Source organism: Pseudomonas sp. TREG-RG-20F-10-E-6-01 (assembly GCF_022662455.1).
Taxonomy (GTDB): Bacteria; Pseudomonadota; Gammaproteobacteria; order Pseudomonadales; family Pseudomonadaceae; genus Aquipseudomonas.
Window position 1 is genome coordinate 342611 of the sequence record NZ_JAKNQP010000005.1, and the last position, 13198, is coordinate 355808.

At 62.1% G+C, this 13198-nt stretch carries 13 protein-coding genes; 1 reads left to right on the plus strand and 12 read right to left on the minus strand.

Annotation, left to right across the window (positions count from 1 at the left end; translation table 11 throughout):
* Positions 1 to 91: 91 nt before the first annotated feature.
* Positions 92 to 1360 (minus strand): Hsp70 family protein, encoded by a 1269-nt coding sequence (locus L8K08_RS17695; RefSeq protein WP_242199019.1) that lies wholly within the window; start codon positions 1358 to 1360, stop codon positions 92 to 94.
* 238 nt (positions 1361 to 1598) lie between these two features.
* Here L8K08_RS17695 and L8K08_RS17700 point away from each other — a divergent pair, with 238 nt between their 5' ends.
* Positions 1599 to 2543, plus strand: coding sequence for a DnaJ C-terminal domain-containing protein (locus L8K08_RS17700; RefSeq protein WP_145160238.1), 945 nt, complete (start codon positions 1599 to 1601; stop codon positions 2541 to 2543).
* Positions 2544 to 2802: 259 nt separating this feature from the next.
* Here the strand turns inward: L8K08_RS17700 and ureC are convergent, their stop codons facing one another.
* The 11 genes from ureC to urtA all read right to left on the minus strand — a co-directional run bounded on the left by ureC (position 2803) and on the right by urtA (position 12982).
* The gene (ureC, locus tag L8K08_RS17705) at positions 2803 to 4503 is read right to left on the minus strand and encodes an urease subunit alpha (RefSeq protein WP_145160240.1); all 1701 of its coding nucleotides are present in this window, start codon (positions 4501 to 4503) and stop codon (positions 2803 to 2805) included.
* Between the two features lie 118 nt (positions 4504 to 4621).
* On the minus strand, positions 4622 to 4927 hold the full coding sequence (locus L8K08_RS17710; RefSeq protein ID WP_145160242.1) for an urease subunit beta: 306 nt from the start codon (positions 4925 to 4927) through the stop codon (positions 4622 to 4624).
* Complete coding sequence (locus L8K08_RS17715; protein ID WP_145160245.1) at positions 4924 to 5457, minus strand: GNAT family N-acetyltransferase; 534 nt, start codon at positions 5455 to 5457, stop codon at positions 4924 to 4926. The genes L8K08_RS17710 and L8K08_RS17715 overlap by 4 nt, the downstream gene beginning before the upstream one ends.
* A gap of 5 nt (positions 5458 to 5462) precedes the next feature.
* A complete protein-coding gene (locus tag L8K08_RS17720) occupies positions 5463 to 5975 on the minus strand; it encodes a GNAT family N-acetyltransferase (protein WP_242199021.1) in 513 nt (170 codons plus the stop codon).
* Between the two features lie 8 nt (positions 5976 to 5983).
* On the minus strand, positions 5984 to 6286 hold the full coding sequence (ureA, locus tag L8K08_RS17725; RefSeq protein WP_003171437.1) for an urease subunit gamma: 303 nt from the start codon (positions 6284 to 6286) through the stop codon (positions 5984 to 5986).
* 91 nt (positions 6287 to 6377) lie between these two features.
* A complete protein-coding gene (locus tag L8K08_RS17730) occupies positions 6378 to 7217 on the minus strand; it encodes an urease accessory protein UreD (RefSeq protein ID WP_242199024.1) in 840 nt (279 codons plus the stop codon).
* 31 nt (positions 7218 to 7248) lie between these two features.
* A complete protein-coding gene (urtE, locus tag L8K08_RS17735) occupies positions 7249 to 7947 on the minus strand; it encodes an urea ABC transporter ATP-binding subunit UrtE (RefSeq protein WP_242199025.1) in 699 nt (232 codons plus the stop codon).
* 163 nt (positions 7948 to 8110) lie between these two features.
* Positions 8111 to 8971, minus strand: a complete 861-nt coding sequence (urtD, locus tag L8K08_RS17740; RefSeq protein ID WP_145160253.1) for an urea ABC transporter ATP-binding protein UrtD — start codon at positions 8969 to 8971, stop codon at positions 8111 to 8113.
* Positions 8968 to 10047, minus strand: coding sequence for an urea ABC transporter permease subunit UrtC (gene urtC, locus L8K08_RS17745; RefSeq protein WP_106577673.1), 1080 nt, complete (start codon positions 10045 to 10047; stop codon positions 8968 to 8970). Before urtC ends, urtD begins: the two co-directional genes overlap by 4 nt.
* Positions 10047 to 11549 (minus strand): urea ABC transporter permease subunit UrtB, encoded by a 1503-nt coding sequence (urtB, locus tag L8K08_RS17750; protein ID WP_242199026.1) that lies wholly within the window; start codon positions 11547 to 11549, stop codon positions 10047 to 10049. The genes urtC and urtB overlap by 1 nt, the downstream gene beginning before the upstream one ends.
* A 167-nt stretch (positions 11550 to 11716) precedes the next feature.
* Complete coding sequence (urtA, locus tag L8K08_RS17755) at positions 11717 to 12982, minus strand: urea ABC transporter substrate-binding protein (protein ID WP_145160259.1); 1266 nt, start codon at positions 12980 to 12982, stop codon at positions 11717 to 11719.
* Positions 12983 to 13198 lie beyond the last annotated feature (216 nt).

Here is a 13198-nt window from a genome sequence, read left to right on the forward strand (position 1 = left end):
GCCACATTCAAAGGTATCCCAAAGGTAAAACACGCATGAATGTGGGAGCCGGGCTTGCCCGCGATGGGCGCGCCGCGGTGCGGGCAGAAACTCAGCTGCCGTAACGCTTGCTGGCCTCAATCGCCAAACCGCTGCCGATACTGCCGAAGATGTTGCCTTCCACGTGCCGCGCATTCGGCAACATCGCCGAAATGCTGTGGCGCAGTGCCGGAATGCCGCTGGAACCGCCGGTAAAGAACACCGTGTCCACCTGCGCGACACTGACCGACGCATCGGTCAGCAGCTGCGTGACGCTGTTGCGCACGCGCTCGAGCAAGCCATCGATGGCCGACTCGAACAGCGCGCGGCTCAGCTCCACGCTCAGCCCTGGCTCAACCCGGTCGAGCAGCACGTGGCGGCTGTCCTCGTGGGTCAGCTGGATCTTGGTTTCTTCCACTTCCATGGCCAGCCAGTGCCCGGCGCGCTGTTCGATCAGCTTGAACAGGCGGTCGATGCCGCCGGTGTCTTCGATGTCGTAGCGCATGCTGCCCAGGGCCAGCTGGGATTTTTGCGAGTACACCGAGTTGATGGTGTGCCAGGTGGCCAGGTTCATGTGGTGGCTGGTGGGCATGTAGGCGCCGCTTTTCATGCGGCTGCCGTAGCCGAACAGCGGCATCATGCCTTGCAGGCTGAGCTGTTTGTCGAAGTCGGTACCGCCGATGTGCACGCCGCCGGTGGCAAGGATGTCGTCGTGACGGTTGTCATTGTGACGGCGATCCGGTGACAGGCGCACCAGCGAGAAGTCGGACGTACCACCGCCGATGTCGACGATCAGTACCAACTCTTCCTTCTCAATGGTCGACTCATAGTCAAACGCTGCTGCAATCGGTTCGTACTGGAAGGAGATATCCTTGAAACCGATTTTGCGGGCGACATCGACCAGGGTGTTTTCCGCTTCCTGGTCGGCCATCGGGTCGTCATCGACGAAGAACACCGGGCGGCCCAGGACCACTTCTTCGAATTCACGGCCGGCGTTGGTTTCGGCGCGGCTTTTGAGCTGGCCGATAAACAGCGCCAGCAGGTCGGTAAACGGCATCGCCGTGCCGAGTACGCTGGTGTCGTGCTTGATCAGCTTGGAACCCAGCAGGCTCTTGAGCGAGCGCATCAGCCGGCCTTCGTAGTTTTCCAGGTACTCGTGCAGGGCCAGGCGACCGTACACCGGGCGACGCTCCTCGAAGTTGAAGAACACCACCGACGGCAACGTGATCTTGTCGTCCTCCAGCGCAATAAGCGTTTCCATGCCGGGGCGGATCCAGCCGACGGTGGAGTTGGACGTGCCGAAGTCGATACCGCAGGCACGGGCTGGGGATGGGTTTTTCATGTCTATCGGGTTCCGGTTGAAAAACGGCCGCGCAGTGTATGCCAGTCGGGCACGGATGCGTAGGCCGACCATCCGTTAAATCGTGCTTGAAAGTGCGGGATTTGCCCCCACATCTGTTGCATACGGCTAGCGCCGATAACACTTTGACGCACCCCCAGGCCACATCACTCAACAGGTGCAATGCAGCGCACGTTGTGCCCCGGGCTGTGCGATCTCGATTAAGGATGGTGAACCGCCGATGGATTTCAAAGACTACTACAAGATTCTGGGTGTCGAGCCGAGCGCCGATGACAAGGAAATCAAGGCCGCCTATCGCAAGCTCGCACGCAAATATCACCCGGACGTGAGCAAGGAAAAAGACGCCGAAGAGAAATTCAAGGACGCGTCCGAAGCCTATGAAGCGCTTAAAAGCGCCGATAAGCGCGCGGAATACGACGAGCTGCGCAAATACGGCCAACATGGCCAGCCGTTCCAGGGGCCACCGGGCTGGCAGAGCCGTGGCGGCTTTGGTGGCGGCCAGGACGCGGGCGACTTTTCGGACTTCTTCAGTTCGATCTTCGGCTCGCGCGGCGACGCGTTTGGCGGCGGTCAGCGCCGTCCAACCGGGCGCAAGGGCCAGGACGTGGAAATGCAGCTGTCGGTGTTCCTTGAAGAGACGCTGTCCACCGAGTCCAAGCAGATCAGCTTCCAGGTGCCGCAATACGACGCCTCGGGTCGTCACGTCAGCAACACCACCAAGAGCCTGAACGTGAAGATCCCCGCCGGCGTGGCCGACGGCGAGCGCATCCGCCTCAAGGGCCAGGGTGCGCCGGGCATTGGCGGCGGTGCCAATGGCGATCTGTACCTGATCATCAAGTTTGCGCCGCACCCACGCTTTGAAGTGGACGGCGAAAACCTGATCATCAACCTGCCCCTGGCGCCGTGGGAATTGGCCTTGGGCACGGAAGTGGCCGTGCCGACCCTCACCGGCAAGATCAACCTCAAGGTGCCGGCCGGCAGCCAGAACGGCCAACGCATGCGTGCCAAGGGCCATGGCCTGCTGAACAAGGCCGGGCAGCGCGGTTACCTGTTCGTGCAGCTCAAGGCCGTGATGCCGAAAACCAGCGACGATGAGGTCAAGGCGTTGTGGCAGGAGCTGGCAAAAAAGGCCGCGTTCGATCCGCGAGAAAACTGGAACAGCTGACGCCGGGCCGCTCGCGTTCAGGCGCCGAGCACTGCAGGGCAGCACTGCGTAGATAGGCTCGGCCAATGGCGGGTGGTGAAAAGCTCCAGCGCTTTATCACCGCCCAAGGGAACCCGCCATGGGCCTTCACATCACCCTGCTCCCCCGGCGCTCGCGCTGCCGGGGGGGGAAGGTGCAGCATTACGCGTTTCTGTCCTCTGTCATTCCGCCGTCTCTGGCAAACGTCCACGCAGAACCCCATGACCTGGTCGCCAAGGCGTCAGAACAGGAAGTAACGCTGCGCCATTGGCAGCACGTCGGCGGGTTCGCACCACAGCAGAACGCCGTCGGCCTTGACCTGATAGGTCTGTGGGTCCACTTCGATATCCGGCAGGTAGTCGTTGTGGATCAGGTCGGTTTTCTGCACGTCGCGACACCCCTTGACCACCGCAATCTGCTTTTTCAGGCCCAGGGCTTCGGGCAATCCGGCTGCCTGCGCGGCCTGGCTGATAAAGGTCAGGCTGGTGGCATGCAACGAACTGCCGAAGCTGGCGAACATGGGGCGGTAGTGCACCGGCTGCGGCGTGGGAATTGACGCATTGGCGTCGCCCATCAGGCTTGAGGCAATCGCGCCGCCTTTGAGAATCAGGGTCGGTTTGATGCCAAAAAATGCGGGGCGCCACAGCACCAGGTCGGCCCACTTGCCGACTTCGATAGAGCCGACAATATGGCTGATGCCGTGGGTGATCGCCGGGTTGATGGTGTACTTGGCGATGTAGCGCTTGGCGCGGAAGTTGTCGTTGCCTTCGCCGTCACCCGGCAACGGGCCGCGCTGTTTTTTCATCTTGTCGGCGGTCTGCCAGGTGCGCGTGATGACTTCACCGACGCGGCCCATGGCCTGGCTGTCCGAGCTGATCATCGAGAACGCGCCGAGGTCGTGCAGGATGTCTTCGGCGGCGATGGTCTCGCGGCGGATGCGGCTTTCGGCGAAGGCCACGTCTTCGGCAATGCTGGGGTCCAGGTGATGGCAGACCATCAGCATGTCCAGGTGCTCGTCGATGGTATTGCGGGTGAACGGCCGGGTCGGGTTGGTGGAACTGGGCAGCACATTCGGGAAGCCGCAGGCCTTGATGATGTCTGGCGCGTGGCCGCCTCCGGCGCCTTCGGTGTGGTAGGTGTGAATGGTGCGGCCCTTGAGCGCGGCGAGCGTGGTTTCGACGAAGCCGGATTCATTGAGCGTGTCGCTGTGGATGGCGACCTGCACGTCATACTCGTCGGCCACGCTCAGGCAGTTATCGATGCTCGCAGGCGTGGTGCCCCAGTCTTCGTGCAGTTTCAAACCGATGGCGCCGGCCTTGACCTGTTCGATCAAGGGCTGCGGCAAACTGGCGTTGCCCTTGCCGGTGAAACCAATGTTCATCGGGAACGAGTCGCTGGCCTGAAGCATGCGCGCCAGGTGCCACGGCCCTGACGTACAGGTGGTGGCGTTGGTGCCGGTGGCCGGGCCGGTGCCGCCGCCAATCATGGTGGTGACGCCGCTGGTCAGTGCTTCTTCGATCTGCTGCGGGCAGATGAAATGCACGTGGGAGTCGATGCCGCCGGCGGTGAGGATCATGCCTTCACCGGCGATCACTTCGGTGCTGGCGCCGATGGCCATGGTCACGCCCGGCTGGATGTCCGGGTTGCCGGCTTTGCCGATCGCGTGGATGCGGCCATTCTTCAGGCCAACGTCGGCCTTGACGATGCCCCAGTGGTCGATGATCAGCGCGTTGGTGATCAGCGTGTCCACGACCTCATGGGCGAGCAACTGGCTCTGGCCCTGGCCGTCGCGGATGACTTTTCCGCCGCCGAACTTCACTTCCTCGCCATAAACAGTGAAGTCTTTTTCGACTTCGACGAACAGCTCGGTGTCCGCCAGGCGGACCTTGTCACCGACGGTGGGGCCGTACATGTCGGCGTAGGCTTGGCGGCTGATTTTCATGTGTGTGCCCTGAAATATTTGTGTTGAATGTGAAATTGCTATCGGGGGCAAGCCCCCTCCCACCTTTGATGTGTGAACGCGGTCAAAATGTGGGAGGGGGCTTGCCCCCGATGAGGCCCTAAAGGTCGCCCATGATCCGTCCGGCAAACCCAAACACCCGCCGCCCGCCGCTCAAATCCACCAACTCGATGTCGCGACTCTGCCCCGGCTCAAACCGCACCGCCGTCCCGGCCGGAATATTCAGGCGCATGCCACGGCTCGCCGCGCGGTCAAACGTCAGCGCGTCATTGGTCTCGAAAAAATGGTAATGCGAGCCCACCTGGATCGGCCGGTCGCCGCTGTTGGCCACGCTGAGGGTGACGGTACGCCGGCCGACATTCAGTTCGATATCGCCAGGCTGGATCTGATATTCACCAGGAATCATGCAGGTTGCCCCAGGGTCTTGAAGTAGATGGCGGTCGGGCTGTAGCGCCCGTCCGGGCTTTGGCAGTAGTCGGGCAATTCACCGATTTTGGTGTAGCGCAGCGACTGGTAGAAGGCTTCGGCACCGGAGCCGGCTTCGGTGTCCAGGTACAGCAGGCCGCGCTTGTGCTGGCGCGCGGCGAGTTCCAGAGTGTTCATCAATTGCTGGCCCAGGCCATGGCGGCGGGCGCTGCTGTGTACCAACAGTTTTTGCACTTCGGCGCGGTTGAGGCCATTGGCTTTCTGGCACAGCGCCAATTGCACGCTGGCGATCACCTGTTCATCGCGCACCACCACCCACAGCAGCAGGCTGGCGTCTTCGATACTGGCTTGTACGCCCTTCAGATAGTCGCGGGCCTGGGCTTCATCGAAGTCCGCCATGAAGCCGACCGACGCACCATGCTTCACCGCGTCCAGCAACAGCTCGATCAAGCCCAGGCGGTAATGGGCAAAACTTTCAGCATTCACTCGACGCAGTTGAGCCGTGTTCATCGATCTCACTCCTTGGGCGGTTCGGCGCCCGGATTCAATGTCAGTTGCATAAAGGTCAGGTCCAGCCAGCGGCCGAACTTGATGCCCACTTGCGGCATTTGCCCAGTGATGATGAAACCCTGGCGCTCGTGCAGGTGAACAGACGCCTGATTGCCGCTTTCGATGGCCGCGACCATCACGTGTTTGCCGGCGCTGCGGGCACGCTCGATCAGCGCTTGCATCAGGCGCTGGCCGAGGCCTTTGCCGCGCTGGTCATTGCGCACATACACCGAGTGCTCGACGCTGTAGCGAAAGCCTTCGAAGGGGCGCCAGTCGCCGAACGAGGCGTAGCCGGTGACTTCATCGTTTTCCACCGCCACCAGAATCGGGTACGCCTGGGCCTGACGCGCCGTGAACCAGGCCTGACGGTTGGCCAGGTCGACGGGTTGTTCGTTCCAGATCGCGGTGGTGTTGAGCACCGCGTCGTTGTAGATGGCTCGAATGGCCGGCAGGTCTTGCTCGGTTGCATCACGAATCATGATCGGCCTCACGCGATAGGCTGGTGGACGGTGACCAGCTTGGTGCCGTCGGGAAAGGTGGCTTCCACCTGGATATCCGGGATCATTTCCGGGATTCCTTCCATCACTTGCTCACGGCTGAGCAGGGTGGTGCCGTAGTGCATCAAATCGGCGACGGTGCGGCCATCGCGGGCACCTTCCATCAAGGCGGCGGAAATGTAGGCGATGGTTTCCGGGTAGTTAAGCTTCACGCCACGTGCCAGGCGGCGTTCGGCGACCAGGCCTGCGGTGAAGATCAGCAGTTTGTCTTTTTCCCGTGGGGTCAAATCCATGGTTCAAGGTCCTTCATAAACAACATTCTTAAAAACACTGAAGATCAATGTGGGAAAGGGCTTGTGTGGGAGCTGGTTCCACTTCAGATCTTCATGTGCTCCAGATTCTCGGTGAAACAGCTTCTCGCCCCAGCACCGCCGGGCGCAACAACCGCCATAAATCAATCAACCAGCCCCGTGCCAGCAGTGCTTCACTGGCCAGGCAGCGGGCCACCAGCAGCCCGGGCAGTTGGGTCAGGTCGCCGCGCACCGCATGGGGCAGGGCGCGGCAGCTTTCCAGTAACTCAGGCTCGATATCGCCAGTGAGCAACAGCGTGGCGAACACCGGTTGCCCGTCCAGCCCGATGGGCGAGTCGAGCAACCCATCGGCGCCTACAATGCGCTGGCGCTCATGCCAGAGCAACTGACCGTCGCGGCGGATATCCAGGTGCGATTGAAAGTGCCCGAGGTCGAAGCGCTCGCCACTGGCGGGGCGGCCGAGGGCGACGACATCCCAGTAGAACAGCCGGGCATCGCCTTGCAGGTCAATGCGGGTGGTGAGTTCGGCCTGGGCGGCGCTGAACACGATGGTTTCCTGGGGCAGCCATTCCAGCGTGGCGCCCGCTTCCACGGTCAATTCAAGCTGTTGAAAGGCCGGGCCGCTGGCGCGGTACCACTTGGCTGCGCCGGGGCTGGTCAATTGCGCCCAGGCACCGGCGCCAACATGGGCGCGGATGTCCAGGCGATCACCGCCGGCAATCCCGCCGGGCGGGTGCACGATGATGTGCTGGCACACCTGGGGGCCTTCGGCGTGCAGGTGCTTTTGCACGCGCAGCGGGCCGAGGTGGCGGCGCATCACCGGGCGCGTGGTGTCGCCGAAACGCGCGTAGCCGAGGTCCAGCTCGGCATGCCAGCTGGGGGTGAACAGGGCAGGGGAAACGGGCAGGTTCATGGTTGAGTGCTTATCGTCAGGACGCTACAGATTAGATGGTAACCAGCCCGCGTACACCTTCACTTTCCATATTTTCACCACGGCCTTGCTGGACGATTTCGCCGCGTGACATCACCAGGTACTGATCCGCCAGCTCGGCGGCGAAGTCATAGAACTGCTCCACCAGCAGGATCGCCATGTCGCCGCGGGCGGCGAGCTTCTTGATCACCATGCCGATTTCCTTGATCACCGACGGCTGGATGCCTTCGGTGGGTTCATCGAGGATCAACAAGCGTGGCCGGCTGGCCAGGGCGCGGCCGATTGCCAGCTGTTGCTGCTGGCCACCGGACAAATCGCCGCCACGCCGATGTTTCATTTGCAGCAAGACCGGGAACAATTCGTAGATAAATGCCGGCACTTCCTTGGCCTCGGAGCCGGGGAACCGCGACAGCCCCATCAACAGGTTTTCTTCCACGGTGAGCCGCCCGAAAATCTCGCGGCCCTGAGGCACATAGGCGATACCTGCGTGCACGCGTTGATGTGGCTTGAACCCGGTGATGGCCTTGCCTTCCCAGTTCACCGCGCCCTCTTTGGCCGGCAGCAAGCCCATCAGGCACTTGAGCAGCGTGGTCTTGCCCACACCGTTACGGCCAAGCAGGCAGGTGACTTCGCTGATCTTCACGTCAAAGGACAGCCCGCGCAGGATGTGGCTACCGCCGTAGTACTGATGCAGCGTGTCGACTTGCAGCATGTTCAAATTCTCCTCAATTCCCTTGTAGGTACCGGATCAACTGTGGGAGCTGGCTTGCCTGCGATGCAGGCAACTCGGTATGTCTGATGGCCCCGGGTGATGCCATGGCAGGCAAGCCAGCTCCCGCATTGATTCGGTTCCCACAGTAAGCGCTCTGTCTGGCTCAGCGACCGAGGTAAACCTCGATCACCCGCTCGTTTTCCTGCACCTGTGCCAGCGAGCCTTCAGCCAGCACGCTGCCCTGGTGCAGCACAGTGACGTGGTCGGCAATCGAGCCGACAAAGCCCATGTCGTGCTCTACCACCATCAGCGAATGTTTGCCCGCCAGGCGCTTGAACAGTTCGGCGGTGAATTCGGTTTCGGCATCAGTCATGCCCGCCACGGGTTCATCCAGCAGCAACAGCTGCGGGTCTTGCATGAGCAGCATGCCGATTTCCAGAAACTGCTTTTGCCCGTGTGACAGCAGGCCCGCCGGGCGCTGCGCCGAGGCGCTGAGGCGGAGGGTGTCGAGCACTTCATCGATGCGGTCTTTTTGCTCGCCACTCAAGCGGGCGCGCAGGCTGGCCCACACGGATTTATCGGTTTTCTGCGCCAGCTCCAGGTTTTCGAACACGCTGAGGGCTTCGAACACCGTGGGTTTCTGGAACTTGCGGCCGATGCCGGCCTGGGCGATCTGCACTTCGCTCATGCCTGTCAGGTCGAGGGTTTCGCCGAACCAGGCCTTGCCGTGGCTGGGGCGGGTCTTGCCAGTGATCACGTCCATCAGCGTGGTCTTACCCGCGCCGTTGGGGCCGATGATGCAGCGCAATTCGCCGACGCCGATGTAGAGGTTCAAGTCGTTGAGCGCCTTGAAACCGTCGAAGCTGACGCTGATGTCTTCCAGGGTCAGGATGGTGCCGTGGCGGGTGTTCAGGCCCTTGCCGGCGGCCTGGCCGAGGCCGATTGCATCGCGGCTGCTGCCCGCGTCTTTGTTTGGCTCAAGAATGGGTTCGAGCATAAATTCCGCCGTCGCTGTGACTCTCATTGTTCACCCCGTTTCTTCAACAGGCCGATCACGCCCTTGGGCAAATACAAGGTGACGAGGATGAACAGCGCCCCCAGAAAGAACAGCCAGTATTCCGGAAAGGCCACCGTGAACCAGCTCTTCATGCCGTTGACCACACCGGCGCCGAGCAATGGCCCGATCAGCGTGCCGCGCCCACCCAAGGCCACCCACACGGCGGCTTCGATGGAGTTGGTCGGCGACATTTCACTGGGATTGATGATGCCCACTTGCGGCACATACAACGCGCCTGCCAGGCCGCACAACACCGCGCTCAACACCCACACAAACAGCTTGAAGCCACGCGGGTCATAGCCGCAGAACATCAAGCGGTTCTCGGCATCGCGCAGGGCGGTCAGCACGCGGCCGAACTTGCTCTGCGCCAGGCGCCAGCCGGTATACAGGCTCGCGACCAGCAACACGACCGTGGCAAAAAATAGCACCGCCCGCGTGCCCGGCTCGGTAATCCCGAAGCCCAGAATGCTGCGGAAATTGGTGAAGCCGTTATTGCCACCAAACCCGGTCTCGTTGCGGAAAAACAGCAGCATCCCGGCGAAGGTCAGGGCCTGGGTCATGATTGAGAAATACACGCCCTTGATCCGCGAGCGGAAGGCGAAAAAGCCGAACACCAGCGCCAGCAACCCCGGCGCCAGCACCACCAGGCACATGGCCCAGAGGAAATGCTCGGTGCCGACCCAATACCAGGGCAGTTCGGTCCACGACAAAAAGGTCATGAACGCCGGCAGCTCATCGCCGGACGCCTGGCGCATCAGGTACATGCCCATCGCATAACCGCCGAGGGCAAAGAACAAACCGTGGCCGAGGGACAGCATCCCCGCATAGCCCCACACCAGGTCCAGGGCCAGTGCGACGATGGCGTAGCAGAGGATTTTGCCCACCAGCGTGAGGGTGTAGGCCGACACGTGCAGCGGGTTTTCCGGCGCCAGCAGCGAACACAAAGGCAACGCCAGCAGCAGGATCAGGATCACCGCGCCGACCGCTATCGTCAGCGTGGGGCCGGCCTTTTGCGTGGCCGTAAGCATCAATGGCTGGTTCATCAGTCGATCACCCGTCCTTTCAGTGCGAAGAGTCCTTGCGGGCGTTTCTGGATAAACAGAATGATCAGCGCGAGGATCAGGATCTTGCCGAGCACGGCGCCGATCTGCGGTTCGAGAATCTTGTTGGCGATGCCCAGCCCGAAGGCGGCCATCACGCTACCGGCCAACTGGCCGACACCGCCGAGCACCACCACCAGGAACGAGTCGATGATGTAGCTCTGGCCCAGGTCCGGGCCGACGTTGCCGATCTGGCTCAGGGCCACGCCACCCAGGCCGGCGATGCCGGAACCCAGGCCAAAGGCGAGCATGTCCACACGCCCGGTGGGCACGCCGCAGCAGGCGGCCATGTTGCGGTTCTGGGTAACGGCACGCACGTTGAGGCCCAGGCGCGTCTTGTTCAGCAGCAGCCAGGTCAGCACCACCACGCACAGCGCGAAGGCGATGATCACGATGCGGTTGTACGGCAGCACCAGGTTGGGCAGCACTTGAATGCCGCCCGACAGCCACTGCGGGTTGGAGACTTCGACGTTCTGCGCACCGAACACCAGGCGCACCAACTGGATCAGCATCAGGCTGATGCCCCAGGTGGCGAGCAGGGTTTCCAGCGGGCGGCCGTAGAGGTGACGAATCACTGTGCGTTCCAGGGCCATGCCGATGGCGGCGGTGACAAAAAACGCCACCGGCAGCGCGATCAGCGGGTAGAACTCGATGGCCGCAGGCACGTAGCGCTGCATCATCAGTTGCACTACGTAAGTCGAATAGGCGCCGAGCATCAGCATTTCGCCGTGGGCCATGTTGATCACGCCGAGCAGGCCGAAGGTGATCGCCAGGCCCAGGGCCGCGAGCAGCAGGATCGAGCCCAGGGACATGCCGCTGAAGGCCTGGCCGAGGATCTCGCCGACCATCAATTTGCGTTTGACCTGCGCCAGGCTGGTCTCGGCGGCGGTGTGCACGCCGGCGTCGGTTTCGACCCCAGGCGCCAGCAAGGCTTCGAGGCGCGTGCGCGCCAACGGGTCGCCGGTGCTGCCGAGCAAACGCACGGCAGCAAGGCGCACCACGGGGTCGCTGTCCACCAATTGCAGGTTGGCCAGGGCCAGGCTGAGGGCGGTGTGCACGTCCTCATTGGTTTCGGCGGCCACTTGCTGGTCGAGGAATTTAAGCTGCGCAGGCTGCGCGGTTTTTTGCAGGGTTTGCGCGGCACCCAGGCGTACCTTGGGGTCGGCGGCGAGCAACTGCTGACTGGCCTGCACGTTGTCGAGCAGGCCGCGCAGGCGGTTGTTCAGGCGCACGGTTTTGGTTTCGCCGTTGAGCGTGAGTTGACCGTGTTGCAGGGCGTCCACCAGCTCGATGCGCGCCGGGTCAGGCTGGGCGGCCCAGTCCTGCAGCAGCTTGGCTTGTTGCATCGGGTTGGCGTTGAGGAAGTCTTCGGCGTCGCTGGCGTGTGCGGCAAAAGGCAGCAACAGCAGCAAGGCCAGGAAATAGCGGTAGAGGGCAGTGGGCATAAACAAATGTCCTGATCATGCATGGACAGTGTGGGCGCGGGCTTTGTGTGGAGGCTGGCTTGCCTGCGATGGCGTCGCTGCGGTGTAACGGGTACACCGAGTTGTTGGCATCGCAGGCAAGCCAGCTCCCACACTGACCGCGCCCGACAGCTAATCTGTGGTGCGGCTTAGTTGCTCTTCACCGCGTAGTCCGGCTTCTTGTCATTGCCAGGGATGTACGGGCTCCACGGCTGCGCCCGAATTGGCTCTTCGGTCTGCCACACCACCGAGAACTGCCCGTCAGACTGAATCTCGCCGATCATCACCGGCTTGTGCAGGTGGTGGTTGGTTTTATCCATGGTCAGGGTGAAGCCCGACGGCGCGGCGAAGGTCTGGCCGGCCATGGCTTCGCGCACCTTGTCGACGTCGGTGGACTTGGCTTTCTCAACCGCCTGCGCCCACATATGGATACCGACGTAAGTGGCCTCCATCGGGTCGTTGGTCACCGCTTTATCCGCGCCCGGCAGGTTGTGGGCCTTGGCGTAAGCCTTCCAGTCCGCGACGAATTTCTTGTTCACCGGGTTCTCCACCGACTGGAAGTAGTTCCAGGCGGCGAGGTTGCCCACCAGTGGCTTGGTGTCGATGCCGCGCAGTTCTTCTTCACCCACGGAGAAGGCCACCACCGGTACGTCGGTGGCTTTCAAACCCTGGTTGGCCAGCTCTTTGTAGAACGGCACGTTGGAATCGCCATTCACGGTTGAGACCACCGCGGTCTTGCCGCCGGCGGAGAACTTCTTGATGTTGGCCACGATGGTCTGGTAATCGGCGTGGCCGAACGGGGTGTAGACCTCTTCGATATCTTTGTCGGCGACGCCTTTGGAATGCAGGAACGAGCGCAGGATTTTGTTGGTGGTGCGCGGGTACACGTAGTCGGTGCCGAGCAGGAAGAAGCGCTTGGCGCCGCCGCCTTCTTCGCTCATCAGGTATTCCACCGCCGGGATCGCCTGTTGGTTGGGCGCCGCACCGGTATAGAACACGTTCGGCGACATCTCTTCGCCTTCGTACTGCACGGGGTAGAACAGTAAACCGTTGAGTTCTTCGAACACCGGCAGCACGGATTTGCGCGACACCGAGGTCCAGCAGCCGAACACCACGGCGACTTTGTCCTGGGTCAGCAGCTGACGGCCTTTTTCAGCGAACAGCGGCCAGTTCGATGCAGGATCGACCACCACCGGCTCGAGCATCTTGCCGTTCACACCGCCCTTGGCGTTGATCTCGTCAATGGTCATCAACGCCATGTCTTTTAGCGAGGTCTCGGAGATGGCCATGGTCCCGGACAGCGAGTGCAGGATGCCGACCTTGATGGTCTCGGCGGCCTGCACGGTCCAGGTCAGCCCCATGGCGGCAATGGAGGCGGACAGGGTGAAAGCCTTGATCAAGCTGCGACGCTTCATGGTGCGATCTCCAGGAACTCAAGTTGTTATGAGGGCATTGCACAGGCTTTTGCAAAGGCTGTGCCGAGGTGCATGCGGGCGCTTGTTTGTGCGGCAGACGGACGCTGCCGGGCCGGTCGTGCGCACCAGATCGGCGCGCTGGCGGGGTGTGGGTGCACGGGGTGCGCTGAAGTGGTGCTGTGGTCGACAACTATCTAGCGCCGCCTGGAATCTCGT